This is a genomic window from Streptomyces sp. NPDC050263 (genome assembly GCF_040655955.1).
GTDB lineage: Bacteria > Actinomycetota > Actinomycetes > Streptomycetales > Streptomycetaceae > Streptomyces.
The window spans coordinates 14,059-40,148 of the sequence record NZ_JBFAKW010000086.1 but is presented as its reverse complement, the minus strand read 5'-3'; the positions used below and the strand labels follow the sequence as shown (position 1 = coordinate 40,148).

13 protein-coding genes are annotated in these 26,090 nt (G+C 72.2%); 10 read left to right on the top strand and 3 right to left on the bottom strand.

From position 1 onward, the window contains the following. Positions 1 to 104: 104 nt before the first annotated feature. Together AB0J04_RS30920 and AB0J04_RS30915 are read right to left on the bottom strand one after the other, a co-directional pair. Complete coding sequence (locus AB0J04_RS30920) at positions 105 to 503, bottom strand: SseB family protein (protein ID WP_363171885.1); 399 nt, start codon at positions 501 to 503, stop codon at positions 105 to 107. A 202-nt stretch (positions 504 to 705) separates the two neighbouring features. Further along, complete coding sequence (locus tag AB0J04_RS30915; RefSeq protein ID WP_363171884.1) at positions 706 to 1,497, bottom strand: IclR family transcriptional regulator; 792 nt, start codon at positions 1,495 to 1,497, stop codon at positions 706 to 708. Between the two features lie 195 nt (positions 1,498 to 1,692). Between AB0J04_RS30915 and AB0J04_RS30910 the strand changes: the two genes are divergently transcribed. The 10 genes from AB0J04_RS30910 to AB0J04_RS30865 all read left to right on the top strand — a co-directional run bounded on the left by AB0J04_RS30910 (position 1,693) and on the right by AB0J04_RS30865 (position 25,474). Continuing rightward, positions 1,693 to 2,565, top strand: coding sequence for an AraC family transcriptional regulator (locus AB0J04_RS30910; protein ID WP_363171883.1), 873 nt, complete (start codon positions 1,693 to 1,695; stop codon positions 2,563 to 2,565). Between the two features lie 507 nt (positions 2,566 to 3,072). Beyond that, positions 3,073 to 3,339 (top strand): acyl carrier protein, encoded by a 267-nt coding sequence (locus tag AB0J04_RS30905; protein ID WP_363171882.1) that lies wholly within the window; start codon positions 3,073 to 3,075, stop codon positions 3,337 to 3,339. Next, positions 3,323 to 4,180 carry a thioesterase domain-containing protein gene (locus AB0J04_RS30900; RefSeq protein WP_363171881.1) on the top strand — a complete coding sequence of 286 codons (858 nt, stop codon included), beginning with the start codon at positions 3,323 to 3,325 and terminating at the stop codon, positions 4,178 to 4,180. The genes AB0J04_RS30905 and AB0J04_RS30900 overlap by 17 nt, the downstream gene beginning before the upstream one ends. A 169-nt stretch (positions 4,181 to 4,349) precedes the next feature. Further along, positions 4,350 to 11,015, top strand: a complete 6,666-nt coding sequence (locus AB0J04_RS30895; RefSeq protein WP_363171880.1) for an SDR family NAD(P)-dependent oxidoreductase — start codon at positions 4,350 to 4,352, stop codon at positions 11,013 to 11,015. 71 nt (positions 11,016 to 11,086) lie between these two features. Continuing rightward, positions 11,087 to 18,274: a beta-ketoacyl synthase N-terminal-like domain-containing protein gene (locus tag AB0J04_RS30890; protein ID WP_363171879.1), complete on the top strand. Its 7,188-nt coding sequence runs from the start codon at positions 11,087 to 11,089 to the stop codon at positions 18,272 to 18,274. Positions 18,275 to 18,300: 26 nt separating this feature from the next. Then, on the top strand, positions 18,301 to 19,917 hold the full coding sequence (locus AB0J04_RS30885) for a PfaD family polyunsaturated fatty acid/polyketide biosynthesis protein (RefSeq protein WP_363171877.1): 1,617 nt from the start codon (positions 18,301 to 18,303) through the stop codon (positions 19,915 to 19,917). Continuing rightward, positions 19,914 to 21,602 (top strand): acyl-CoA dehydrogenase family protein, encoded by a 1,689-nt coding sequence (locus AB0J04_RS30880; protein ID WP_363171876.1) that lies wholly within the window; start codon positions 19,914 to 19,916, stop codon positions 21,600 to 21,602. Before AB0J04_RS30885 ends, AB0J04_RS30880 begins: the two co-directional genes overlap by 4 nt. A gap of 15 nt (positions 21,603 to 21,617) precedes the next feature. Continuing rightward, a complete protein-coding gene (locus AB0J04_RS30875) occupies positions 21,618 to 23,408 on the top strand; it encodes an acyl-CoA dehydrogenase family protein (RefSeq protein WP_363171875.1) in 1,791 nt (596 codons plus the stop codon). A gap of 2 nt (positions 23,409 to 23,410) precedes the next feature. Then, positions 23,411 to 24,127, top strand: coding sequence for a 4'-phosphopantetheinyl transferase superfamily protein (locus AB0J04_RS30870; protein ID WP_363171874.1), 717 nt, complete (start codon positions 23,411 to 23,413; stop codon positions 24,125 to 24,127). 51 nt (positions 24,128 to 24,178) lie between these two features. Then, complete coding sequence (locus AB0J04_RS30865) at positions 24,179 to 25,474, top strand: FAD-dependent oxidoreductase (protein WP_363171873.1); 1,296 nt, start codon at positions 24,179 to 24,181, stop codon at positions 25,472 to 25,474. Here the strand turns inward: AB0J04_RS30865 and AB0J04_RS30860 are convergent. After that, positions 25,471 to 26,088 carry a MerR family transcriptional regulator gene (locus tag AB0J04_RS30860; protein WP_363171872.1) on the bottom strand — a complete coding sequence of 206 codons (618 nt, stop codon included), beginning with the start codon at positions 26,086 to 26,088 and terminating at the stop codon, positions 25,471 to 25,473. The two genes, AB0J04_RS30865 and AB0J04_RS30860, sit on opposite strands and share 4 nt — an antisense overlap. Positions 26,089 to 26,090 lie beyond the last annotated feature (2 nt).

Here is a 26,090-nt window from a genome sequence, read left to right as displayed (position 1 = left end):
AGTACGTCCAGTACGAGGACTTCCGGCCGGCACACCGAGAGCACGCACCGGACGCCGCTCCTTGACGGGCAAACGTTGCCTGCCGCGGCACTAGCTCGATACACCTAGCGGACGAGCAGAGTGCGTACGCCCTCCGAGGTGAGGGTCAGTGGGTGGGCGCCGGCTGCGTCGATGCACAGGGACAGCTCTCCGGTCGGCCACTGCGCGGCGAGTGCGCCGAGCGGGACCAGGCGGTAGCGGGCGACCTGCGGCAGCAGGTCCGCCAGCTCGGGCTCGGAGGTGAACACCGGCACCACGGGAGCGCCCCCGACCTGTTCGAGGACGGGCAGGGCGACGGTGGTCGGGTCGGTGACGTCCTCGTCGGTCGCGTCGTCGGGCACGGGCACAAGGACGTCGCAGTGCGCGAGTGCGTCCAGTGCCGCCGTGTCCTCGGTGTCCCGGGCCAGCGCGTCCAGCGCCAGCGCGCCGGGGTTGTCGGTGCGGTCGTATGCGGGCGTCTCCATGGCAGCTCCCCTAGTAGCGGCGGTCCGACCTCGCGTACCCGACCGTGGCGGGATCAATCCCCTCGGGGGTGGATCGGCGGGGAGGATCCGCAGGTGGATCCACCGGGGTGGATCCGCCGGGGTCGGGCGCGATCGCTCACGATCCGCGGGGCGGGCGGCCGGGGGACCTCTGGACCGGATCCCCGGCCCGCTCGCGCTCAGCTCACGCGCCGACCTCCGCGGCGCGCCAGCCCTCGCCGCGGACGCAGCGTTGGATCATCGCGGCGGCGGCGCACACATGGGGTGCCACGCGCGCCGGCTGAACGACCTCGACGGCGCCGATCACTCCCACGGCGGCCACGACCACGCCGCGGCTGTCGCGCACCGGGACCGCGAACCCGCCCCGGCCCTCGGCCAGCGCGTGGTGGACGACCGCGTGGCCGTCCCGGCGGACCTTGGCGAGGCAGCGCTTGAGCTGGGCGCCGTCGGTGATCGTGGCGGGGGTGAAGGCGCGCAGCGGGGCGGAGCACACCTCGTTCTGCACCGCGCCGGGCGCGTTGGCGAGCAGGACCAGTCCCACCGCGGTGGCGTGCAAGGGAACGCGACGGCCGGGATCGCCGTGCAATGCCTCCTGTTCCGCTTCGCTGGAGACGAAGGACAGGCAGACGCTTTCCCTGCCGTCCAGGATGGCGACGGTCGCCGCGGCCGTGGTCCGGGTGTGCAGGGCGACGAGGTACGGCTGCGCCGCCTCGGCCACCGCGGAGGAGCGCGGCGCCAGGACGGCCGTCTCCCACAGGCGCAGACCGATGCTGTATCCGCCGTCCGCGCACCGTTCGAGGGCGCCCCAGCCGTGGAGTTTGTTGACGATGCGGTGAACGGTGGCGACGGGCAGCCCCGACCGACGACTGATGTCGCTGAGCGTCAGGGTCCGGTTGTCCCGGTCGAAGGTGCCGAGGATGCTGAGCGTCCGGTCGACGACTGAGCGTTCCGGAGTGGCGGCGTGGGGAGTGGTCATCCCGTTCAGAGTCCCTTCACCTTCAGGTCATGGGGAGGGCGCGCTGACACGTGCGCACCTATAGCCGTGCACGTGCATGCACCAGGAGTGATCTGGCATCGGGCGACCGGATCTATCATTGAACCCTCAAGTGGCCAGTGAAAGGTCGATTCCGGAACGCTCATGGTCGATTTCGCATCGTTACCGATCCCCGTGGTGTCCTACAGACCCGTCTGCCGGGCCGGCCTCGGCATTGCACTGGCAACTCTTCACAAACTGTTCACACACGCCTCCCGCGGCTTCCTCGCCACCCCGCACCGGCTCGAGTTCCATCAGATCATGCTGGTCAGGGAGGGCACGGGGACCTACTCGATCGACTCCACACCCTTCGAGTGCCACCCCGGAACCCTGGTGTGGACCCGGCCCAACCAGGTGATCCAGTTCCTCCCCGACGGGGACATGGACGCCGACATCATCATGTTCACCAAGGCGTTCCCGCTGCAGACGGGCGCCCACATGGCTTTCATAGACGACGTCCTGCGCCCCTCGCACTGGCAGCTCCGGGAAGGCGAACTCCCCGCGTTCCAAAGGGTTCTGAGTCTCCTTCAGGAGGAGTACGAGCGGCCCGACCAGGGACTGGGCGAGGAACTGCTCAAGCATCTGCTCGCCGTCGTCCTGCTGCACGTGGACCAGGTGTGCCGCCAGCGCCACGCGCACGCCCAGGCCCACGCGACGACATTCAGCGGCGACAACGGCGATCTGTTCCTGCGTTTCCGCCGCGAGCTGGACCGCTCCTTCCGCTCCAGCCGGCTGGTCGAGGACTACGCGGCCGCCCTCAACTGCAGCACGCGCGCCCTTGCCCGGGCCTGCCGCGAGGTCGCCGGCACCTCCACCAAGGACATCGTCGACGCCCGGGTGGCCCTGGAGGCGCGCCGCCTCCTCGCCCACTCCGAGCTGCCGATCAGCGCCATCGCACGGCAGCTCGGATTCTCCGAAGTGACCAACTTCGGCAAGTTCTTCACGCGTCGCGTGCATATGACACCCGGTGCGTTCCGGCGCGCGGCAAAGGTGGGACATCAGCCTCAATGAGGCCGGCGGGACCGCTGCTTCACCTGTCGGTCACCGATTTCCTCCACACGTTCTCCTTCACGTCTACGCCCGTAAACCTCGAATTCTTTCCACTCTTCGGAAGACCGGTTGATCAAGATTCCGAAGACTGGCAAGACTTGGCCTACGTGCTTCGGGCGGCCACTCCGAAGTACCCCCCACACCTGCGGAGTCGCAGGTCCGCACCAATCAGCAGCACCGGACGACCGACGTACCACTGACCAGATTTGATCGCCGCGCACACGGCGTTCGCCAGAAAGCAGCCCACCGCCCGAAGTCCTCATGTTTACCGGCCGGTCCGGCCTTCCGGTCTCCTTGTCACGGCCTCTGCCCCGTAGACCGGCCGACAGATCCGGTCGGTCCCGACGGCGCAGGCCGCGAGACGCCGTCGGCGTGCCGTCGGCCGGACCGTTCGGTGCTCGGCCCAGCATTCACCCGCCCTCCGGCGATCCCTGCCGGAGGTGCGCCCGAAGGGAAGGACGTCGCATCATGCCTGCAGTCACCGCACCCGAAGCCGAGGCATGGCTGATCGAGAAGATCGCCCACCGCCTCGGCGTGGCGACCACCGAGGTCTCGCGTGAGGTCTACTTCGACGAGCTGGACCTCGACTCCACCGAAGCCCTCATCCTGGCGGGCGAGTTGGAGAACTGGCTCGGCTTCGAGCTGAGCACGACGACCCTCTGGTACCACCCGACGATCAAGGACCTCGCGGTGTATCTGGCCGAGGAGAGCGTGCAGCGTGCGACCGCCGCGTAACGCCCGGCCCCCGGTCGCACGCCCGTTGAGGGCCGCCGTGCCCGGCCGGCGCACGGTCTACGTAGTCCACCCCGGCGCGCTCGCCCCCCAGGTCTACGAAGGCCTGGCCGAAGCCCTCCCGGAGGGCGACGGACTGACCGTGCTGGACCTGGGCGCGGTCCCCGACTACGCCGACGCAGCCCTCACCGGAGGCAGAGCGGCCACCACCGTGGAGGCCCTCGCCGAGCGCCTGCTGACGGCCATGGAACCGGCCGCCGACCCGTACACCCTCGCCGGCTGGTCCTTCGGCGGAGTCATGGCCCTGGCCATGGCGCACGCGCTGCCCGCCGGCCGGCGTCCCGAACGCCTCCTGCTCCTCGACAGCATCGCCCCCACCGACGCGTACAAGCAGCCCGACGACGCACTCGAACCCGCCCTGCTCCTGGGCTGGTTCGCCATGTACCTCGGCGCCAAGCGCGACCGCCCCGTCCCGCTCACTCCCGGCGCGCTCGCCGGACGCGGCGTCGACGACGGACTCCCCGTCGTCCTGGACGCCGCCACCGCCGCCGGAACCCTGCTCCCGGACACCCCGCTCCCCGGCCTGCGCAAGCTCTACGACACCTACGTGGACGGTCTGCTGCGCAACAACCGTCTCACCGCGCCCTACCGGCCCGCCCCCGCCCCGCTCCCGTTGGTGCTGGTGAAGGCGGAGCGGAGCCTGCTCCCGGGCGACGACACGCTCGGCTGGTTGCCCCTCGCCCCGCACGGGCTGACCGTGCACCGGTGCCCCGGCGACCACTACACGATGCTCGGCCGCCCCGACTCCCTCGGTGTGCTCGCCCGGTTGCTGTACGCGAGCTGACCTGTTCACGCCCCTCCGCGTGGCCCCTGACGACCGCTGACCGCCGGCCGTGGCACGCCGTCCGGCAGTTCCGCCGTGCCCCCACCACCGTCGCGCGTCACCCGTAGGGCCCCGAACCGACCTGGGCCGTCCCCCACCGGCTCCACCGTCCGACCAAGAGAGCCTCGCCGTGAACGCTTCGCACCCGTCCGACCTCGATCGCCGGCTGGCCCGGGATCCCATCGCGATCGTCGGCCTGTCCGCCCTGTACCCCAAGTCGCGTGATCTGCGCGAGTTCTGGGCAAACGTGGTGTCCGCCGCCGACTGCATCGAGGACGTCCCCGCGACCCACTGGGACATCTCGGAGCACTACGACTCCGACCCCGCCGCGCCCGACAAGACCTACTCCCGGCGCGGCGGCTTCATCCCGGCGGTCCCCTTCAACCCGCTCGAGTTCGGCCTGCCCCCGAACACCCTCGAAGTCACCGACGTGCTCCAGTTGTTGAGCCTGGTCGTGGCGCGCGACGTGCTCAAGGACGCGGGCGCCGACCAGGAGTGGTACGACGCCGCGCGCACCGGTGTGGTGCTCGGCGTGACCGGCGCAAACCAGCTCACCCAGCCGCTCTCGGCCCGGCTCCAGACACCCGTCCTGAAGGAGGTCGTGCGGTCCTGCGGCCTGTCCGACCGGGACGCGGAGGCTATCGCCGAGAAGTTCAAGCTGGCCTTCGCACCCTGGGAGGAGAACTCCTTCCCCGGCATGCTGGGCAACGTGGTGGCCGGCCGGATCGCCAACCGCCTCGACCTGGGCGGCACCAACATGACGATCGACGCGGCCTGCGCCAGCTCGCTCGGCGCGGTGAAGGCCGCGGTCAGCGATCTGCTGGAGCGCCGCTCGGACACCATGCTGGTGGGCGGCTGCGACGCCGAGAACACCATCTTCATGTACCTGTGCTTCAGCAAGACCCCGGCCTTCTCCAAGTCCGGGCGCATCCGCCCGTTCGACGAGAACGCCGACGGCACCCTCATCGGCGAGGGCATCGGCATGCTGGCGCTGCGCCGCCTCGCCGACGCCGAGCGCGACGGCAACCGCGTCTACGCGGTGCTGCGCGGCATCGGCTCCTCCAGCGACGGCCGCTTCAAGTCCATCTACGCCCCACGCAAGGAGGGCCAGATGGCCGCCCTGCGCCGTGCGTACGAGGACGCCGACGTCTCCCCCGACTCCATCGAGCTGTTCGAGGCACACGGCACGGGCACGGCGGTCGGCGAGGCGGTCGAGCTGTCGGCGCTGTCGGCGGTGGTCTCGGAGGGCGTCGAGGAGAAGCAGTTCGCCGCGGTCGGCAGCGTGAAGTCGCAGATCGGCCACACCAAGGCGGCCGCCGGCGCGGCCGGGATGATCAAGCTGTCGCTGGCCCTGCACCACAGGCTGCTCCCACCGACCATCAACGTGGACCGGCCGAACCCGGCGATCGACTGGACCGACAGCCCCTTCTACGTCAGCGCGCGCACCCGCCCCTGGATCCGCGACCCGCGCCGCCCCGAGCGCCGGGCCGCCGTCTCCTCGTTCGGCTTCGGCGGCACCAACTTCCACCTGGTGCTGGAGGAGCACGGAGACGGCGAGGACCTGCGGGTGCTGTTCCCTGTGAACCGGGTACACATATGGCATGCACCTGACATAGATGGCCTGTCGCGGGCCGTGGAAGGCGGGGCCGCGCCGGCCACGACCCCCGCCCCGGACGGCCACCCGCGCCTCGCGCTCGTCGCCCGCACCGACGCCGAACTCGCGAGCCTGCGCGCCCTGGCCGTCGACCGGCTGCGGGCCGAGCCGACGGCGGAGTCCTGGTCACACCCCAAGGGCGTCTACTTCCGCCGCTCGGCTGCCCCCACCGGAAAGATCGGCGCGCTGTTCGCGGGCCAGGGCAGCCAGTACGTCGAGCCCGGCCGCACGGCGGTCCTCGCGCTGCCCCCGCTGCGGGCCGCCTTCGACCGGGCCAACGCCGCCTTCGGGGAAGGCGAACTCCCGCTGTCCCGGGTCGCGTTCCCCCCGCCCGCGTTCGACGAGGCGACCCGCGCCGCCCAGGACACGGCACTGCGCCGCACCGAGTACGCCCAGCCCGCGATCGGCGCTCTCGCGGCCGGCCACTACCGCTATCTCACCGAACTCGGCTTCTCCGCCGACGGGTTCCTCGGGCACAGCTTCGGCGAGCTGGCCGCGCTCTGGGCCGCCGGGGCGCTCGACGACGACACGTACTTCGCGCTGGCCCGGGCTCGCGGCGCGGCGATGGCACCGCCGGCCGACCCGGACTTCGACGCCGGGGCCATGGCGGCGGTGACCGCCTCGGCCGAGCAGGTCGACCGACTGCTCGCCGAACACGCCGAGTTGATCGTCTGCAACCGCAACGCGGCCGACCAGATCGTGGTCGGCGGCGCCACCGACGCCGTGGAGCGCTTCGTGACGGCGGCGGGCGCTGCCGGGGTGCGGGCGCTACGGCTTCCCGTCTCGGCCGCCTTCCACACGCCGTTCGTCGCCCACGCGGTGGAGGAGTTCGGACGCCGGGTCGCGGACGTGGAGATCGGCGAGCCCCGCCGACCGGTGTTCGCCAACTCCCCGGGCGCCGCCTACGGTCCGGACGTGGATGCCAACCGGCGCACCCTCGTGGACCAGCTGGTCAAACCCGTCGAGTTCGCCGAGCGGGTCGAGGAGATGTACGCGGCCGGCTTCCGCACGTTCGTCGAGTTCGGGCCGAAGGGTGTGCTGACCCGGCTGGTCGACCGGATCCTCGGCGAGCGCGAGCACTTCGCGCTCCAGCTCGACTCGGGCGCCTCCGGTGACGCCGACCTCACCCTCAAGCGCACGGTCGCCCAACTCGCCGTACTGGGCCTGCCGCTGACGACGGCCGACCGGTATGTGACGCAGGCTCCGGCCGAGGAGCCGGTCAAGGGCATGACGGTGCCGCTCAACGGCATCAACCATGTGCCCGAGGCGCGCCGCGCCGCCTACCGGGAAGCGCTGACCGACGGCTACCGGATCGCCCCTGCGGCGCCGGAGCCGGTGCTCGCCACCGCACCGCCGGTGGCCCTGTCCCTCCCCGCAGACGTCCTGGAGACCCCGCTCGTGGAAGAAGAACACACCGCCCCCGCACCCACCCCCGCGGACGACCGGCTCCCCTCGCTGATCGCCGATCATCTCGCCCTGCACGACGACTACCTCCAGGGCCAACTGTCCAGCGCCCAGCGCATGATGGGGCTGCTGGAGCGGGCCGACGAGCAGGGCCGGGTCGACACGGTGATCCCGGGCGTGTCGTCGGTGAAGGAACACGGTCTGGCCATCGGACGCACCCATCTGCGCGCCAACGAGATCCTTCGGGACCTGGCGGCGATGGAGATCGGCGCGGTGGCCCCCGCGGCCCCGACCGCTCCGCTGCCGACGCCGCTGCCGGTCGCCGGGCAGACCGCCCCCGCCCCGGTGCTCCCGGCCGCCGCGCCGCTCCCCGTCGAGGCGGCCGCGCCTCCCGCTCCCCCGGCGCTCCAGGCCGCGGTGGAGCCGCTCGGGGCGACCGCCGAGGACGTGGCTGCGGCACTGCTCGACGTGGTGTCCCGGAAGACCGGCTACCCGGCCGACATGCTCGACCTCACCATGGACGTGGAGGCTGACTTGGGCATCGACTCCATCAAACGCGTCGAGATCATGGGCGTCCTCCAGGAACGCTTCCCCAGCCCCACACCGGTCGGTCCGGAGCAGCTCGCCGAACTGCGGACGTTGAACGAGATCGTCGGCTTCGTGCTGAGCCTGGGCGGTGCGAGCGCCGCTCGTACGGCACCCAGGCCGGCCCCGGCGGCCCCGGCGGCCCCGGCGGCCCCGGCGGCAGGCTTGGCCGATGTGACCGCCGCGATCCTCGGCATCGTCTCCGAGAAGACCGGCTACCCCACCGACATGCTCGACCTCACCATGGACGTCGAAGCCGACCTCGGCATCGACTCCATCAAACGCGTCGAAATCATGGGCATCCTCCAGGAACGCTTCCCCAGCCCCACACCCGTCGGACCCGAACAACTCGCCGAACTACGGACGTTGAACGAAATCGTCGGCTTCGTCCTGGAGCTGGGCGGCCGCCATCCGACCGAGCCCACTGCGAGCACCGTGAGCGTCGGCCCCACGACCGCTGACGTCACCGCCGCGATGCTCGGCATCGTCTCCCAGAAGACCGGCTACCCCACCGACATGCTCGACCTCACCATGGACGTCGAAGCCGACCTCGGCATCGACTCCATCAAACGCGTCGAAATCATGGGCATCCTCCAGGAACGCTTCCCCAGCCCCACACCCGTCGGACCCGAACAACTCGCCGAACTACGGACGTTGGGCGACATCGTCGACTTCATGGCCGGTCTGTCCGGGGCGTCGGGGACCCCCTCGGTTGAGCCTGCGGCCGTCGCGCCCCCCGTCACCCCGTCGGCGATCGGGCGTGGTCACGCGGCGCTGAGGGAGCTGCCGACGCCCGACCGGCTCGTCGGCGCGTACCCGCAAGGCGCGGCCGCGCTGGTCGTGGACGACGGCAGCGAGGTCGCCGCGGCCGCGGCAGTCCGGCTGCGCGCGGACGGCTGGCAGGTGACGGTCCTGCGACTGCCGGCCGTCGAGCGGCGCGTCACCGGGGCGGACGACCTTCCGCTGACCGGCTGGGGAGCCAACGAACTGGCGTCCCGTATCGAGGAGTTGGACGACGGCAACCTGCACCTCGCGCTCGTCTTCGGTGCCGCAGGCGACCTGCCGTGGGCCGAGGGCGTCCGCCGACTCGCGCACACGCTGCTCGTCGCCAAGCACCTGGTCGGCCCGCTGACCACTGCCGCGAGGGCCGGCCACCGCGCCGCCTTCGTCACCGTCACCCGGCTCGACGGGTCCTTCGGCCTCACCGGGGTCGACGAGGACGCCGCGCCCGCCGGCGGCGTCGGAGGCCTGCTGAAGACCCTCGCCGTCGAGGCCCCCGAACTGTTCTGCCGGGCGGTGGACCTGACCCCCGCCCTCGGCGCGGCCAAGGCCGCCGAACTGCTCCTCGAAGAGGTGCACGACGCGGCCGGCGGCCCGGTGCAGGTGGGCCGCGACGGCTCCCGCAGGGTCGCGCTCACCCTCGGCGAGACACCCTCCGCCGCCCCTGACACCGCGCTCGCCGCAGCGCCGGCCGCGCCGCTCACCTCCGACGACCTGCTGATCGTCACCGGCGGAGCGCGCGGCATCACCGCCCGCTGCGCCGTCGCCCTCGCCGCAGCGCACCGTCCCGGCCTGCTGCTCCTGGGCCGTACCGCCCTCGGTGAGGAGCCGCGTTGGGCCCGCGGACTGAGCGACACGGCCGAGCTGAAGGCAGCCGCCGTGGCCCGGCTGAAGGATTCGGGCGAGAAGCCGACGCCCAAGCGGGTCGAGCAGCTCTACCAGGGCGTCGTCGGCGAGCGCGAGGTGCGGCGGACGCTGGCCGACCTGCGGGCCGCCGGCAGCGCGGCCGAGTACCTCGCGGTGGACATCTCCGACGCCGCCGCGACGGCCGCCGCGCTGGCCCCCTACCGAGAGCGGGTCACCGGTCTCGTGCACGGCGCGGGCGTTCTCGCCGACCAGCTGATCGCCGCGAAGAAGGCGGCCGAGATCGACCGGGTGTTCGCGGTGAAGCTGGGCGGTCTGCGCTCGGTCGTCGCCGCCCTGCCCGCCGAACGGCTGCGGCACGTCCTGCTGTTCTCGTCGGTCGCCGGGTTCTTCGGCAACCGCGGCCAGTCGGACTACGCGATGGCCAACGAGGTCCTCAACGCCTGGGCCGGCGCCTTCAAGCGCAGCCACCCCACCGCACACGTCTCCTCGCTGAACTGGGGAGCCTGGGACAGCGGCATGGTGTCCCCGCAGATCAAGGCGGTGTTCAAGGAACGGGGCATCGCGCTGATCCCGCAGGAGACCGGGGCCCGGCTGTTCACCGAGCAGTTCGCCCCCGAGCGGGCCGGCGACGTGGTCACGGTCCTCGGCCCGACCACTCCCCTGTCGGCGCGGGAGGACACCGTGCCCACGGCACCGGTCGTACTGGAACGTGACCTGTCGGCGCTGGTCACCGAACCGCTGCTCGCTGACCATGTCATCGGCGACGCGCCGGTACTGCCCGCCGCGGCGGCCCTGGGCTGGGCCACCGGCGCGGTCGAGCGGCTGACCGGCCAAGTCGTCAGCCGAATACGGGACTTCGCGGTCCACAAAGGTGTCGTCTTCGACGGCTCCCTCGACGGCTGCCGGTTCCGACTGACCGTCGACCCGACGCCGGACGCCGCCGAGGCGGACGTCACGATCCGCTCAGTCGCCGCCGACGGGACCGTACGGCCGCATTTCGCGGCCCGGGTGCTTCGCACCGGCTCCGCCGCCGAGCCAGGCCGGCTGACCGGGCTGCCGGCCCTCGGCAGCGGCAGCGACGCACAGGTCTTCTACGCCGACGGCACGCTCTTCCACGGCCCGTCTCTGCGGGGGCTGCACCGCGTGCTCGAGTCAGGTGAGGCGCGACTGGTCGTGGAGTGCGCGCTGACCGAACACCTTCCCGCGGGCGGGGCGTTGGGCGGCGAGCGGTACGCGCCGGGCACCGCCGACCTGCTGCTCCAGGCCGCGCTGGTGTGGATGCGGCTGCACCGCGGCACGGCGAGCCTGCCGATGGCGGTGGCGGACGTCGAGCTGTACGAGGCGCTGCCGGACGGCGAGCCGTTCCTCGTGGTCGTGGAACCGACGTCAACGGACGCGACGCTCACCGTGACCGCGTGCGCCCCGAACGGGCGGGTCCTGGCCCGGTTCTCGGGCGTGTCCCTGGTCTCCACCCCGCAGCTGGCCGCCAAGTTCGCGAGCCGCTGAGCCGACGTACGGACCGGGGCCCCGGCGGGGCGACTCCCGCCGGCCCCGGCACCTTGGAGGAAACAGCTGCCATGAGCAAGTTCGCGATCGTCGGGATCTCCTGCCTCTTCCCCGGGGCGGCCACTCCCGACGCGTACTGGAAGAACCTGCACGACGGCGTCGACAGCCGGACGGAGGGCGGCGCCGACGTCTTCGGACCGGCCGCCGACGTCCGGGACGCCGACCCCGCGCATTCCATCACCTGCGTCCGCGGAGGCTTCGTCTCCGACTTCACGTTCGACCCCACCGGCTTCCGGCTGCGCCCCGACGACCTCACCGGCCTCGACCGGGTCTTCCACTGGTCCCTGCACGTGGCCCGTGAGGCGCTGCGCGACACCGGCCACGCCGACCGCGCGGGGCTGCTGGCCCGCACCGGCCTGGTCGTCGGCGACTACTCCTTCCCGACCCCCGCCTCGGCCCGCATCAGCCTGCCTCTGGTCCACGAGGCCGTGCTGTCCGGTCTGCGCGCGTCCGGGCGGCCGGCACCCGACCCGGGCCCGCTCCACGACCCGGCCGCCGTGCACCCGGCCGACGCCCGGGTCAGCGGCGCGCCGGCCCGGATCACCGCCGCCGCGCTGGGTCTCGGCGGCCCCCGCTACGCCCTGGACGCCGCCTGTTCCTCGGCCCTGTACGCGCTGAAGCTGGCCTGCGACCATCTGGCGGCCGGCCAGGCCGACCTGGTGCTGGCGGGCGGGGTGTGCGCGCCCGACCCGACCCTGATCCACCTCTCGTTCTCCGATCTGCACGCCTACCCGGGCAACGGCGTCAGCCAGCCCTTCGACGCCCGCTCCACCGGCATCCTCACCGGCCAGGGCGCCGGCATGGTCGCCGTACGGCGGCTCGCGGACGCCCTCGCGGACGGCGACCGGATCTACGCGGTGGTCGACGGCATCGGCCTGTCCAACGACGGCGCGGGCCGTCACCTGCTGGTCCCCAACCTGGCGGGGCAGCGCTCGTCGTACGAACTCGCCTACGCACAGGCCGGGTTCGGGCCCGAACTGGTCGACTACCTGGAGTGCCACGCCACCGGTACCCCGATCGGCGACGGCACGGAGGCCGAGTCGGTCGCCGCCTGGTTCGGCGCGCGGGGCGAGGTGCCGCCGCTGGGGTCCGTGAAGGGCAACCTGGGGCATCTCCTGACCGTGGCGGGCCTGAGCAGCCTGCTGAAGGTGATCCTGGCCATGGGGCACGGACAGCTTCCGCCGACGGTCGGGGTCGAACAACCTCTCACCGACGCACTGCCGTTGGTACGCACGGGCCGCGCCTGGCCCGACCGCGTGTCCGGCCCGCGCCGGGCGGCGGTGTCGGCGTTCGGCTTCGGCGGCACCAACGCCCACGTGGTGCTCTCCCAGCGGGCCGACGCCGTCGACGAAGCCGCCCCGGTCGTCCCGCCCGCCCTGGACGTCATCGGTCTGGGCGCCCATTTCGGCGCCCTGGACTGCGTCGCCGCCTTCGAACGCGCCCTGTACGACGGCACCGACGCCGCCTTCCGGCCGCTGCCCGAGCACCGCTGGCGCGGTCTGGAGGACACCGTGGGCGGCACGCTGGAGCGGGCCGGGCTGACCCGGGCGGAGCTGCCCGAGGGCGGCTTCGTGGACCGGGTCGAGCTGGACCCGGCCGACCACCGCATCCCACCGGCCGACCTGCGCAACTACAACCTCCAGCACGCCCTGATGTCCAAGGTCGCCGACGAGGCGCTGCGCGACGCCGGGTACGACAGGACCGTCGCGCCGGGGCAGCGGGCGCCGAAGCCGCGCCGGATCGCCGTCGTCGTCGCGATGGAGATGGAGCCCAGCGCGCATCTGCACCTGGCCCGGTACGGTCTCGGCGACTTCCTGCGCCGGGCGTACGCCGACGCCGGTCTCGAGCCGACCGAGGCGCAGGTGGCAGCGGTCGCCCGGGACGCGGTCCACGAGCCGATCGTCGCCAACGAGGTGCTGAGCTACATCGGCAACATCATGGCCGCCCGAATCTCCTCGCTCTGGAACCTCACCGGCCCCTCCTTCACCGTCTCCTCCGACGGCGCGGGCACCGCCGAGGCCCTCCAGATCGCCCAGCTCCTGCTGCTCGACGACAGCGTGGAGGCGGTGCTGGTCGGCGCGGTCGATCTGGCCGGCTCTCCGGAGAACCTGCTGCTGCGCGGCGACCGGCCGGCGGCCGGCGCGGGCCTGAGCTTCGGCGAGGGGCAGCGCGGCCGGCGCATCGGTGAGGGCGCGGGGGCCGTCGTGGTCACCCGGGCGGGTGAGGCGACGCGGCCCGGGTACACGCGAATCGACTCCATCGCCGTACGGCACGCCGCCCCCGTCGACGGGCTGCTGCCCGAGGCGGACCCGGCGGCGCTCGCCGGGGCGGCCGAACAGGCCCTCGCCGACGCCGGGATCGAACCGGCCGACGTCGGCTATCTGGAGGCCCACGCGGGCGGTACGGACGTCCAGGACACGGCTGAACTGACCGGGCTCGCGCGGGTGTATCCGGCAGGGTCCGGGGCCGTCGCCCTGGGCAGCGCCAAGGCGCAGGTCGGCGACGCGCAGACAGCCGCGGCGATGGCCGGGCTGCTGCGGGCCGTGCTCTGCCTGCACCACGGGTATCTGCCCGGGGTGCCGGGCTGGCGCAGGCCCGCACCGGAGCTCGCCGACGCCCTGGCGGCCTCCGCCTTCCACATTCCGGACGCCTCTCGACCGTGGCTGCGCGCCGCGAACGACAGACGGCGTTACGCCTCGCTCAGCGTCATCGGCTCCGACGGCGCGCACGGCCACGTCGTGCTGTCCGGCGAGCACACCCGCGGTGACGTCGTGCCCTGCGACTGGCGGCGGGCCGGTGCGCCGGTGCTGCTGCCGCTGGGCGCGGCGGACGTGGACGGGCTGCTGGCCGAGGTGGACCGGCATCTCGCGCTGCTGGCCGAGGGCGCGGACCCGTACCGGCTGGGGCGAGCCGCGGCGGAACGGCTGCCGGGCAGCACCCTGCGCGTCGTCCTGGTCGGCAGGGACGACCGACAGCTGCGCCGGCAGCTGGAGTCGGCGGCGCGTCACCTCAAGGAGGCGTACGCCAAGGGCGAGGAGTGGACAACCCCGGAGGGCAGTTGCTTCGCGCCCCGGCCGATCGGGCCGGACGGCAAGGTCGCCCTGGTGTACCCGGGCGCCTTCAACTCCTATCCCGGCCTGGGCCAGGACCTGTTCCGCGTCTTCCCGTCCCTGCTGAGCCGCTTCGAGGCGGAGGCGCCCGACCCCGACCGGATGTTCCGGGCCGCGCAGTTGTACCCGCGCACGCACAGTGCCCCCGACCGGCGGGCGTTGATGGCGCTGGAGGGCGAACTCGGCGAGGACGTGCCCTTCATGCTCGCCACCGGCACCACCTTCGCCATCCTCTACACCGACCTGCTGCGCGAGCTGCTGGGCGTGTCCGCGCACGGCGCGTTCGGGTACAGCCTCGGTGAGTCCAGCATGCTGTTCGCAACCGGCGGCTGGCAGCGCTCGGCCCGCCGGGACGACCGGATCAGCGCGACTCCACTGTTCCGCGACCGGCTCACCGGCCCGCGCCGCACGGTCCGCGAGCTGTGGAACCTGCCCGACGACACCCGGGACGCGGCGGTGTGGGGCAGCTTCGTGCTGCTCGAGTCGGCGGACCGGATCGGTGCGGCCCTCGCCCGCTACGACCGGGTCTTCCTCACCCATGTCAACACGCCCACCGAGGCCGTCATCGCCGGCGATCCGGCCCAATGCAAGCTACTGATATCGGAGTTGGGCTGTCCTTCGGCCCGCTCCCCGGTCGGCTCGGTGATGCACTGCCCGGTGGTCGACGCGGAACTTGACGGCCTCGCCGAGCTCAACGACCACCCGACGGGCTCACCGCTCGGCCTGGAGCTGTTCAGCGCCTACGACTACCTGCCGGTCGGCGACCTGGAACGCGGCGAGGTCGCCCGGCGCATCGCACGGACGCTGCGCGGCACCATCGACTTCCCGCGGCTGGTGCGCACCGCCCACGACCGGGGTTTCCGCTACTTCATCGAGGCCGGGCCCGGCGCGACCTGCACCCGCTGGGTGCACGACACCCTCGGCGACGCCGAGCACGTAGCGATGCCGATGGACCGGCGCGGGGTGCCCGCCGCCCGCTCCGTGGCCCAGCTCGCGGCCCGGCTGACCGCCCACGGGCTGCCCGTCGACCTGCTCGCGCTGCTCGGCCCCGACCCGGCGCGACCCGCCCGATCGGCGCGACCGGCCCGACTGCGGGTACCGGTCGGCGGGGGCGCGTCGATCCCGGCGGGCGTGGCGGAGCGGGTGGCCGACCTGTCCCTCGCCGTGTCCGCCGCCGCAGTGCCGTCCGTCCGCACTCCGTCCGCGCCCGTGCGCGTCACCGCTGAAGCCGCACAGCCGCAGCCGGCCCCCGCCGCGACCGTCTCGCTGGAGGTAACCGACCCGATGCCCGCCGACCCCACCCTCGACGACACCGAGGTCATCGTCTTCGACGGGGAGCCGATCGCCTTCCTGCCCTGGGCCCAACAGGACGGGCCCCCGCCCGCGTCGTACGGTTCGTCCGCCGGACCCGAGGCCCCCGCCTCGCGGTTGTCCCCCACCCGGCCCGTCCGCCCCGCCGCCACCGGCCACGCGGCGGCCGACCTGGTGCGTGAGCTGCGGCAGCAGATGGTGGCCACGCACTCGGTCGTCATGGAGACGCAACGTGTACTCCAGGAGCACACTCTGACGCGCATGGAGGCGCTGTTCGAAGCGCCGAACCCGGTGCCCGAGCTCCGCGGTGCGCCGCTCCCCGTCCAGCCCGCGCCGCAGCGCCCAGCCCTCCCCGTGGCCCCTGCCCCTGCTGTCTCTCCCGCGCCCAAGGCCCCCGGTGTCATCTGGGACGAGGACCAACTGCTCGCCTTCGCCACCGGCAGCGTGACCGACGTCTTCGGCCCCGGGTTCGCCGTCGTCGACGGCTACGCCAAGCGCGTGCGCCTGCCCGCCCCGCCGTACCACTTCGTCACCCGCGTGACCGCGTTGCAGGGTGAGACCGGCGTCTACGAACCATCGTTCATCCGCACCGAGTACGACGTCCCCGAGGACGCCTGGTACGCCGTCGACGGCGGGGTTCCGCCGGCGGTGGCCATCGAGGCCGGCCAGTGCGACCTGCTGCTCATCAGCTACCTGGGCATCGACTTCCGGAACAAGGGCGAACGCGTCTACCGGCTCCTGGACAGCAAGCTGGTCTTCCACGGCGACCTGCCCCGCACCGGCCAGACACTGCGTTACGACATCTCCATCGACCGCTTCGTCCACCAGGGCCCCACCACCCTCTTCTTCTTCAGCTACCTCTGCTACGCCGACGACGAGCTGATCCTCGAACTCAAGGACGCCTGCGCCGGGTTCTTCACGCAGGCGGAGCTGGACACCCCGCTCGGGGTCGTCATCACGGAGAAGGACCGTCAGCGGCGGGCCGCGCTGACGAAGACCTGGTTCAAGCCGCTCGCGTACACCGAGAAGAACCATCTCACCGCGGCCGACCTGGAGTCGCTGGCCGACGGCCGACCGGGCGAGGTCTTCGGCCCGCACCACGCCCAGGACCCGGGCCTCAACCCGGCGCTCCGGCTGCCGGACGCCCGGCTGCGCATGGTCGACGAGATCCACATCGACCGTACGGGCGGCCCCCGCGGCCTCGGCGCGATCACCGCGCACAAGCGGCTGGAGCCGGACGCCTGGTACTTCGAGTGCCACTTCCCCGACGACCCGGTGCTGGCCGGCTCGATGGTCGCCGAGGGAGCCGTCCAGACCCTCCAGGCCTATCTCCTGCACCAGGGCATGCACCTGGTCCTGCCGGACGCCCGCTTCCAGACGATCGTCGGCCTGGAGACGGAGGTGCAGGTCCGCGGCCAGATCACGCCCGCGCACTCGGCGATCCGCTACGAGATCGAGGTGATGGAGCTGACGCTGCTCCCGCGCCCCTCGGTGATCGCCGACGTCCTGGTGTACCTGGAGGACAAGCCCGTCATCCGGATGCGCAACTTCGGCATCCAGGTCCGCGAGAAGGACGGCGCCCCGTACCGTCCGCCGCTCGGCGGAGTCCCGGAGTTCCTCGGCCGCCGCAACCGGTCCGGCGAACCGGCGATGATCAACGAGCTGCACCTCGCGCACGCCGCGAAGGGCGACCTCGGGACGGCGATGGGCCCCGAGTTCGACGTCTACCGCAACAGCCGGGCCCCTTACATCCCCAACGGGGACTTCCAGTTCGTCGACCGCATCATGCGACTCACCGGCACCCGCGGCGAGTTGAAGCCGGGCGCCGAGATGGTGACGGAGTACGACTCGCCTGCCGACGCCTGGTACTACCGCGAGAACTCCCACCCGCACATGCCGAACTGCGTCTACATGGAGACGTCCCTGCAGGCGGCGATCCTGCTCGGCTACTACCTCGGCGCCACCCTCAAGCAGCCCGAGACCGAGTACTCCATCCGCAACCTCGACGGCACCGCGACCCTCGTCAAGGACATCGACCTGCGGGGCCGGACCATCCGGCACCATTCCACCCTGCTGATGACCAGTGCCGTATCCGGAGCGGTCCTCCAGAACTTCCGTTACGAACTCTCCGCCGACGGCGAGGTGTTCTACACCGGCGAGTCCCTCTTCGGCTACTTCAGCGAGGCCGCGCTCGCCCACCAGGTCGGCCTGGACAACGGCACATACCTCGCGCCGTGGATCGAGCAGGCCCCCCGGCGGAACGTCCGCCGTATCGAACTCCCGGACGAGGCACCGCAGTTCACGGGTGACCTGCGGCTGCCCGCCGGGCACTTCCATCTCCTCGACCACGTCGACGTCGTCGAGGACGGCGGAAAGCACGGCCGCGGCTACCTTCACGGCCGTCGGCTGATCCGCCCCGACGAGTGGTACTTCGACTGCCACTTCCACCGCGACCCGGTGATGCCCGGCTCGCTCGGCGTGGAGGCGATTCTCCAGGCCCTGCGCCTGTACGTGCTGGACCAGGGCCTGGCGGACGGCATCGAGCGACCCCGGTTCGCGCTCGCCACGGGCGTGCCGACGGCCTGGAAGTACCGAGGCCAGATCCTGCGCCACGACGGAGAGCTGAGCTTCGACGCGCACATCAAGGAGATCCGCCGGGACGGCGACCGGCTGGTCGTGATCGCCGACGCCGAGTTGTGGAAGCCGGGCCTGCGCATCTACGAGCTGACGGACGTCGCCGTCGAAGTCCGTCCCGACGACACCCGCGACCAGGCCTGAACCGGCCCGAGGAGACGACTCCCGTCATGCAGACCCAGACCGCCACTCCCCTCCGGTGGCACGGAGCGAGCGGCCCGCACACCGACCCCGCGGGCATCCGCGAGGCGCTCGCCGATCTCGACCGTCCCTGTTTCGTCGTCCGTACCCCGTCCGGCGTGGGCGCGGTGGCCGGTGGGCGGGCGACCGCCGCCGAGGGCCTGCCCCTCCTGGCGGCAGCCGCACCACTGCCCGCGCACACTCTCGGCTCCCCCGCCTTCCGGGCGGCGCACGGCGTCCGTCACGCGTACATGGCGGGCGCGATGGCGGGCGGGATCGCCTCCGCCGACCTGGTCGTCGCCCTGGCCCGGGAGGGCTGCCTCGCCTCGTACGGAGCGGCCGGCCTGCTTCCCGAGACCATCGAGAAGGCGCTCACCCGGTTCGCCGCCGAGATCCCCGGCCTGCCCTACGCCGTCAACCTGATCCACAGCCCGAGCGAGGAGCGCCTGGAGCGGGAGGCCGTGGAGCTGTTCCTGCGGCACGGGGTGCGGTGCGTGGAGGCCTCGGCGTTCATGAGCCTCAGCCCGCACGTGGTGCGCTACCGGCTGACCGGCCTGCGCCGCACGCCGTCCGGCGCGGTGACCGCCGAGCACCGTCTCATCGCGAAGATCTCCCGCCCGGAGACGGCCGAACGCTTCATGCGGCCGGCCCCGGCGGCCCTGGTCAGCACCCTCCTCTCGCAGGGCCTGATCACCGCCGAGCAGGCCGACCTCGCCAGATACGTGCCGATGGCCGACGACATCACGGTCGAGGGCGACTCCGGCGGCCACACCGACCGCCGCCCGCTCACCGCCCTCCTCCCGACGATCCTCCGGCTGCGCGACACGGTCCAGCACGAGCACCGCTACCCCACCCCCATCCGAGTGGGCGCGGCCGGCGGTCTGGGCTGCCCGACGTCGGTGGCGGGCGCGTTCGCGATGGGCGCCGCATACGTGGTCACCGGGTCGGTCAACCAGTCCTGCGTCGAGTCGGGCGCGTCGAAGGCAGCCAAGGCACTGCTGGCGGACGCGGGCATCGCGGACTGCGAGATGGCTCCGGCGGCCGACATGTTCGAAATGGGCGTGGAACTGCAGGTGTTGAAGAAGGGCACCCTGTTCCCGATGCGCGCCAAGCGCCTGTACGAGCTCTATCAGGCCCACGACGGCCTGGAGTCCCTCCCCGACGCCGAACGCGCCAAGCTGGAGACGCAGATCATGCGCCGCCCGCTGGACGAGGTCTGGCAGGAGTGCGTCGGCTACTTCGGCCGACGCGACCCCGAGCAGCTCGCGCGGGCCGCCGACAACCCCAAGCGCCGGATGGCGCTGGTCTTCCGCTGGTACCTGGGCATGGCCTCGCGGTGGTCCACGGTCGGCGACCCCGAGCGCGTCCTCGACTACCAGGTCTGGTGCGGGCCGGCGATGGGCGCCTTCAACGACTGGGTCACCGCCAGCTACCTCAAGGCCCCCGGCAACCGCCGGGTCGCCGACGTGGCCCACCACCTGATGCGCGGCGCCGCCTTCCACACGCGCCTCGCCCAACTGCGCGTGGCGGGCGTGCGCATCCCGGCCTCGGCGGCCGACTACCGCCCCGCGCCGCTGGAGACACCCTCCCTGGAGGACGCCCGATGACCCCGGACGCCCTCGAACGGCTCCTCGGCGACCCGTACAACGTCACCAACCCCTACGGATTCGGTGCTGCCGTCGCCCGGGACGAACAGGACGCGTTCCCGGATGAGTTGTGCGACGCCCTGCGCGAGGCGGGCTTCCACCTCAACTACCTCTCCCCCGAATGGGGCGGCCGCTTCACGTCGTTCGAGGAGAGCATGCTCCTGGTCCGCACGGCGGCACGGCGGGACCTGAACGTCATGCCGGGCACCATGTTCGGCATCACCGCCGCGACCTGCCTGGCCCTGCACGGTTCACCCGAGCAGCAGAAGTACGCGGCGGAGGTCCTCGGCAGGGGCGGCGCGGTCGGTTTCGCCCTGTCGGAGGCCGACCACGGCAGCGACCTCCTCGCCAACGCCACCCGCCTCCGGCCAACCGACCATGGCTGGGAGTTGACCGGCGAGAAGTGGATGGTGGGCCTCGGTCTGCGCTGCGAGGCCGTGTACCTGGTGGCCCGCACGGGCGAGCGCGGCGGCCCGGGCGCGTTCTCGGCGGTGCTGCTCGATCTCACCGAGGGCAAGGGCCTGACCCGCAGCCCCGCCGTCCCGACCGGCGGCATGCGGGGCATCGACTTCGCCCAACTGCGCTTCGACCGCTTCCCGGTGCCGGCCGACGCCGTCGTCGGCCGGCAGGGCCAGGCCCTGGAGTCGGTGATGAAGGCCCAGCAGGTGGTGCGGGTGATGAGCATGGCGGGCAGCCTCGGCATCGCGGACACGGCCCTCCGCCTGACCCTCGACTTCGCGGCGGCCCGCCGGGTGGGCCGCACGACGGTCCTTGACTCTCCGTATCCACGAAGGGAGTTGGCGATCGCCTCGGCCGCAGCACTGGCTGCCGACGCCACCGCCCTGGCGGCTTCCCGCGGCATCCACGTGGCCCCCGAGACATTCAGCATCTGGGGCTGCGCGGCGAAACACGTGGTGGCGGAGAGCACGGAGGAGATACTCCGCCGCTGCGGAGCGGTGCTGGCCACGAGAGCGGTCCTGCGCGCCGAGGGCCCGGGCGGAGGCCTGTTCCAGAAACTCCAGCGCGACGCGGCGATCGTCAGGGTCGTCGACACCAGCACGCTGGCCAACCTCCGCTCCTTCGCAAGCCAGCTGCAGCAGGTCTTCAGGGACGCGGGAAACTGCGTGACCAGCCACGACGCATCCGCACCCGACAACGACATCCGCGCCGTCTTCGACCTCGAAGAACCCCTCCCCTCCTACGACCCTCACCGTCTCGACCTCAACGCTCGCGGCCGGGATCCCGTGACCGCAGCGCTCCCCCAGGTGGCCCCTGAAGCGCTGACGAGGCTCGCGGCCCAAGGCGACCGTCCCACGGCCCACCTGGTGACGCGCCTGGTCGAAGCCGTAGCCGCACTCCCCGCACAACTCGCCGAGGCCGACAAGGACACCGGCCTCATAGACGTGGCGGAGCGCTTCACCTGGCTGCACGCGGCAACCTCCTGTCTCCACCTCTGGTGGGCCAACGAGACCAACCCGTTCTTCACCACACCCTGGCTGCAGGCCACCCTCGCCCACCTCCTCTCGAAAGCGGCCGGCACCGACCCCCGCCGCGAGGGCGCGGCCCAACTCCCCGGCCTCGACATCGCCGTGGACCTGCACAACCACGACCAGCTCTTCAGCGCCCACCCCGTCCACCTCGCCTGACCGTCGGAGATCACCGTGCCGAAGAAGGACCTCACGCAGCTGGCGAGGCGGCTGGAGAGCCACCTCGGGGATCCGCACGACCCCGGGAGCCGGATGCCGTTCGCCCGCGTCCTGGAGTACGACGAACGGGAGGACTACCCCTACGAGTTCGTGAACCTCATCCAGCGCTGGGGCGGCCTCGACTATTCACTCCCTGTCGCCCAGGGCGGCAAGGCGGGCGATGTGGAGATCGGCTTCCATCTGATGCGGCTGATCGCCCGCCGGGACCCGACCACCGCCACCGCCTTCATCATCACCAGCCTCAGTTTCATGCCCACCTGGATCGCCGGCACCGACGAGCAGAAGCGTCGGCTGGTCGACGCGATCCAGCACGGCACCCGTTACGCCTGGGGCCTGTCCGAGCGCGGCCACGGCAGCGATCTGACCGCCAACGAGCTGTCCGCCGTCAAGGCCGACGGCGGCTGGGTGCTCAGCGGTGAGAAGTGGCTGATCGGCAACGGCCGGGTCGCGGACGGCCTCAGCGTCCAGGCCCGTACGGACCCCCGGGGCGGCCCCGGCGGTTACTCGGTGTTCGTCCTGGACAAGCGCCGCACGCCGGCCGGTTCCGTCGATGAGCTGCCGCGCGAGCGCATGCACGGGCTGCGCGGTCTCGACATGAGCGGTTTCCGGCTCGACCGGGTCTTCGTCCCGGACTCCGCACTGCTCGGACATCCCGGGCAGGGGCTGGAGATCGCGCTCAAGACCTCCCAGACGGCCCGGGCGCTGATCAGCGGTATCGCGCTGTCGGCCGTGGACACGGGTCTGCGGGTGACCCTCGACTTCGCCGAGGGCCGCGAGGTCTACGGCCGGACCGTCAGCGACATCCCGTACTCACGGCGGCAGTTGGCCGAGGCCTTCGCGGACCTCATGGTGGCGGACGCGGTGAGTCTCGGGGCGGTGCGCGCGCTTCAGGTGGTCCCCGAGCAGACCAGTGTGTGGTCGTCGGTCGTGAAGTACTTCGTCCCGACACTGCTGGAGCGCACCTTCTCCCAGCTCAACGTCGTCCTGGGGGCCCGCTTCTACCTCCGTGACCATCCCCACTACGCCATCCACCAGAAGATGCTGCGTGATCTGCCGGTGGCCAACTTCGCCGACGGCAACACCGTGGTGAACCTCAAGAACATCGCGCTCCAGCTGGAGGGGCTGCTCGCCACGGCCGCCGAGGCGGGGCCGGAGGTCCGTGCCGAGGCGGAGGACCGTGCGGCCGTCCTCTTCGGCATCGACCGAGAACTGCCCCTGTACCGGCCCTGGGACCAGGAGCTGTTCAGCCGAGGCCGGGACGACGCCCTGCTCGCCGCCCCCGCAGCACTGGTACGGCTACAGCGGCTGGTCGCCGAGGCGCGGGGCAACGAGCGGGAGTGGCTGGAGCGGGCTGCGGACGTCGCCGCTGAACTCCTCACGCACGCCGACTCGTTGCGCAGGCGCACCGCCGCTCTCAAAGCGTCCCTCGGCCGTGAGTACGGCCAGTCCGCCGAACTCTTCGACCTGGCCAAGGAGTACTGCCTGCTGCACGCGGCCGCCGCCTGTGTGCACACGCACGTCCACTCGGCCTCCGCCCTTGACGATCCGCTGCCCAGCGGGGCGCTGCTGCTGCTGCAACTGGAGCGACTGCGCAGGCACTTGCGGCCGCACGAGTGCGTCACGGACGCGGCCGTCGTCGACGAGGTCATGCGTGTCCTGCGCCATCTGCACCGGGAGGACCTGCTGTTCTCGTACTGGCAGTTCCCGCTCGCCCCACGCGGGGACCTGCCCGCGGCCCGGCGCTGATCATGAGCGCGACGGCCGCCCGCCGCCTGTGGCTGCTGCCGGAGCCCGCGGCGGGGGCGTTCATGGCGCGGGTGGGCGGTGCGGCCCTGCTCTCCGACAGCGAGCGGGCGCGGTGCGAGCGCCCGCTCGCACCCGCCGCGCGGCTGCGCCGGACCGCCGCGCTGCTGCTGGCACGGCATGCCCTCAGCGCGCACTCGGGCCTGTCCCTCGACGTCTGGCGCTTCGCCGCGGCCCCCGACGGCAGGCCGGAGCCGGTCACTCCCCCTGGTTCCGGCCTGCGCTTCAACCTGTCCCACACCGAGGGGCTGATCGCCTGCGTGGTCACCGACGGCGGCCGAGCCTGCGGGGTAGACGCCGAGGCGGCCTACGCGAGCGCCGACGCCGTACGGCATCTGCCCATGCACTTCGCGGCGCCGGAACGGGCGGATCTCGCGGGCCTGGCGGCCGTCGCCGACGAGCGGGCGCGGGCGGCGCGGGTCGCCGCGTACTGGGTGTTGAAGGAGGCCTACCTGAAGGCGCTCGGCACCGGGTTGCGCCGTGAGGTGTCGTCGGTCGTCTTCAGCGGCCTGCCGGGACCCCGCATCACCGTGCACGACGACCGACAGCCCGCCGGCCAGTGGCAGTTCGACCTGCTCCACCCCACCCCCGACCACGTGGTGGCCGTCGCCACCGAGCACGCCGGCCCGACCGGCCTGCACACCACCCTCCTGACCAGCTGACCCCCTTACCGCTGACCCCTTACCGCTCACCCCCTGCACCGAGGAGCCCTGATGTCCGACAAGCCCAGCGTCGCCGTCGTAGGCGGCGGAGTCGCCGGCCTCTCCGCCGCCTACGCCCTGCGCGAGCACGCCCAGATCACCTTGTTCGAACGCGAGGACCGCTACGGCGGCCATGCCAACACCGTGGAGGTCCAGGACGCGGGCCGCACCCTGGGCATCGACACGGCGTTCGTCGTCTTCAACCGTCCGGCCTACCCCAACCTCTCCGGGTTTTTCGACGAGTTGGGCGTGGAGAGCAAGCAACTCCTCAGCGGCTTCAACTTCTTCGACCTGACCAGTGGACTTCAGTACGGCAGCGACGAGATGGACCTGCCTGAGGAGGAGGTGCGGGCGCGCTACCCCGAGTCCTTCCAGACCATCTGGCGCGAGGCCCGCCGGTTCCACGAGGAGGGCCGGCACGACTTCTTCCGCAAGCGCACCGATCTGCCGATGGGCGAGTACCTCGACCGCAACGGCTACAGCCAGGAGTTCCGGTACGGCTACTTCATCCTGCTGTGCAGCGCGGTCTGGTCGGTCCCGGCCGAGCTGGTGTGGGAGATGCCGGCGACCACGGTGATCGCCTTCTTCATGGCGCACGACGAGAGCGGTCTCGGCGGTCGCCGGGTCGACTGGCGGACCGTGGGCGGGGGTTCGGTCTCGTACGTCCGCAAGCTCCTCGCCGCGGTCGACCCGAAGGTGCGCCTCTCGGAGCCGGTGGTCGGCGTGCGCGAGGACGCGGACGGAGTGGCCGTCCGGACCGCGCACGGCGAGGAGCGTTTCGACCACGCCGTCGTCGCCACGCACGCCGACGTCACCCGTACCCTGCTGGAGAACCCGACCCCCGCCCAGCGCGAGCTGCTCGCGCCGCTGCGCTACAACGCCTCCACGGTGATCCTGCACACCGACCCGTCGGTGATGCCGTCCGACCGGAGCCGCTGGGAGGCGTGGAACTACGGCAAGGTGACCGTCGGCGGCGAGCCGCGCACGTACGTGGCGTACTACATGAACAAGCTGCACGGATTCGAGTCGGAGACCGACTACTTCGTCACCCTCGACTACCCGCTGGAGGTCGCCGAGGAGACGGTGATCCGGCGGTTCCACTACGAGCACCCGGTGCTCGACATGGCGATGCGCGCCGCGCAGAAGACCGTCTACGAGGTCAACGAGGGTCCGCGGGTGAAGCTGTGCGGCTCCTACTTCCACTCCAAGCAGCAGTACTGGGACCAGATCGGCTCCCACGAGGCCGCGTTCTCCTCCGGCAGGGAGGCGGCGGCCCAACTGCTGCGGGAGCTGAACCGCCAGGCCTAGGAAGAGTGCCGACGGGCCGACTCGTTCTCCTGGGCCATGCGCCGCAGGGCCATCAGCGCGGGCTCCAGGAGGACGGTCAGCAGCAGGGCGCGTTCGGCCGCCTCCAACGGGTCGGTGAGGCCGTCGAGTTGGTCGAGGTCGAGGGCGGCGGTGCGCTCGGCGAGGTGTGCGTACGGGAGCAGGGTGCGCCAGTCCACGGGGACGCCGAGGGAGCGCAGCGAGGTCAGGGTCTCGGCGAGGGTGGCGCGGGCGGGCGCCGACTCGTGCACGTCCCAGCCCAACTCCTCGACGAGTTCCTGGACTTCGGTCGCCTCCGGGGCCGCCTCGGCGGGTTCCTCGCCGACCCGGAGGGAGCCCAGGGCCAGGCCGAGGAGGCGATGGGTGTCGCCGGCGTGTTGCCCGAGGGCGTCCAGCACCTCACGGGTGGTGCTGACGGACAGGCCCCGTACGCCGGTCAGCGCGCGGATCAGGCGGAGCCGGCGCAGGTGCTGCTCGTCGTACTCGGCCTGGGTGGCCGCCGTCTGCCGGCCGGCCTGGAGCAGGCCTTCGCGGAGGTAGTACTTGATCGTCGTCACAGAGACGCCACTGCGGCGGCTCAGCTCGGAGATGCGCATAC

Bases quoted from the DNA above. Each gene is read 5' to 3' on its own strand.
- AB0J04_RS30870 (WP_363171874.1), top strand. From the start codon at position 23,411: ATGAGCGCGACGGCCGCCCGCCGCCTGTGGCTGCTGCCGGAGCCCGCG.
- AB0J04_RS30860 (WP_363171872.1), bottom strand. From the start codon at position 26,088: ATGCGCATCTCCGAGCTGAGCCGCCGCAGTGGCGTCTCTGTGACGACG.
- AB0J04_RS30915 (WP_363171884.1), bottom strand. From the start codon at position 1,497: ATGACCACTCCCCACGCCGCCACTCCGGAACGCTCAGTCGTCGACCGG.
- AB0J04_RS30865 (WP_363171873.1), top strand. From the start codon at position 24,179: ATGTCCGACAAGCCCAGCGTCGCCGTCGTAGGCGGCGGAGTCGCCGGC.
- AB0J04_RS30885 (WP_363171877.1), top strand. From the start codon at position 18,301: ATGCAGACCCAGACCGCCACTCCCCTCCGGTGGCACGGAGCGAGCGGC.
- AB0J04_RS30880 (WP_363171876.1), top strand. From the start codon at position 19,914: ATGACCCCGGACGCCCTCGAACGGCTCCTCGGCGACCCGTACAACGTC.
- AB0J04_RS30920 (WP_363171885.1), bottom strand. From the start codon at position 503: ATGGAGACGCCCGCATACGACCGCACCGACAACCCCGGCGCGCTGGCG.
- AB0J04_RS30890 (WP_363171879.1), top strand. From the start codon at position 11,087: ATGAGCAAGTTCGCGATCGTCGGGATCTCCTGCCTCTTCCCCGGGGCG.
- AB0J04_RS30905 (WP_363171882.1), top strand. From the start codon at position 3,073: ATGCCTGCAGTCACCGCACCCGAAGCCGAGGCATGGCTGATCGAGAAG.